The 1,233-nt window shown below is 63.8% G+C and carries 1 protein-coding gene and 1 pseudogene; both read left to right on the forward strand.

Translation table 11 applies throughout. From position 1 onward, the window contains the following. Positions 1–143: 143 nt before the first annotated feature. Positions 144–284: pseudogene (locus tag VXC91_RS45855) on the forward strand (integrase); the annotation flags it as partial. 70 nt (positions 285–354) lie between these two features. After that, a partial coding sequence (locus tag VXC91_RS45860; RefSeq protein WP_329513248.1) for an IS630 family transposase occupies positions 355–1,233 on the forward strand: 879 nt, incomplete at its 3' end.

Genomic DNA, 1,233 nt, shown 5'->3' on the forward strand with positions numbered 1-1,233 from the left:
CGAAGCTTCAGGTCTTCATGGCCAAGCGCGCCCATGCCCACATCGAGGAGATCCCGTCCTCTCACGCTGTGACCGTGTCCCACCCGGGCGCCGTCACCCACATCATCGAGAAGGCGGCGCGGACGGTCCGCTGACCGGTGTGCGTTCACGGCGAACTCGTCGCCCTAGGCATCAAGGTTGCCGCCTCCACCGTGTGGAACATCCTCAAGGAACACGGCATCGACCCCGCACCCGAGCGGAATCACACCACCTGGCCGGCGTTCCTGCGATCCCAAGCCCACGCCAGCTGACAGATCCGTAAATGATCACTTGTGTCCCGCATCTTAAATTCGTTATCTATGTGTAGATGGTGGGGTGGCGAAGACAGGGCGGCCTAAGGTCGAGTTGGTATTGAGCGACGAGGAGCGTGCCACGCTTCAGGGGTGGGCGCGGCGGGCGAAGTCGTCGCAGGCGCTGGCGTTGCGGTGTCGGATCGTGCTGGCTTGCGCGGAGGGGGCGAGTAACACGCAGGTCGCGCAGGACCTGCAGGTCTCGAAACCGACGGTGGGCAAATGGCGGGCCCGGTTCGTCGAGTCTCGCCTGGAGGGCCTGGTCGACGAGCCGCGGCCTGGGCGGCCGTCGTCGATCACGTTGGACCAGGTCGAGGAGGTGCTGGTGACCACCTTGGAGGAGACCCCGAAGAACGCTACGCACTGGTCGCGGGCGTCGATGGCGAAGAGGTCCGGCCTGTCGAAGTCCACCATCGGCAGGATCTGGCGTGACGTCGGACTCAAACCGCACCTGTCCGACACGTTCAAGCTGTCTACCGATCTGCTGTTCGTGGAGAAGGTGGTGGATGTCGTCGGGCTGTATCACAACCCGCCGGAGAAGGCGGTGGTGTTGTGCGTCGACGAGAAGTCCCAGGTGCAAGCACTGGACCGCTCCCAGCCGGTGCTGCCGATGATGCCAAAGCGGCGCAGCCATGACTGCATCCGGCACGGCACCACCACCCTCTTCGCCGCCTTCAACATCGCCGATGGAAGCGTCATAGGCGAGACACACCGCCGGCACCGCGCCACAGAGTTCAAGAAGTTCCTGACCACCATCGACAAGGCCGTCCCCGAGGGCCTCGACATCCATGTGGTCTGCGATAACTACGGCACCCACAAGACCCCGGCCATCAAGACGTGGCTGGCCAAACATCCCCGCTTCCACCTCCACTTCACTCCAACCGGCTCCTCCTGGATGAATCAG

Source organism: Streptomyces chiangmaiensis, from assembly GCF_036281785.1.
GTDB lineage: Bacteria > Actinomycetota > Actinomycetes > Streptomycetales > Streptomycetaceae > Streptomyces > Streptomyces chiangmaiensis.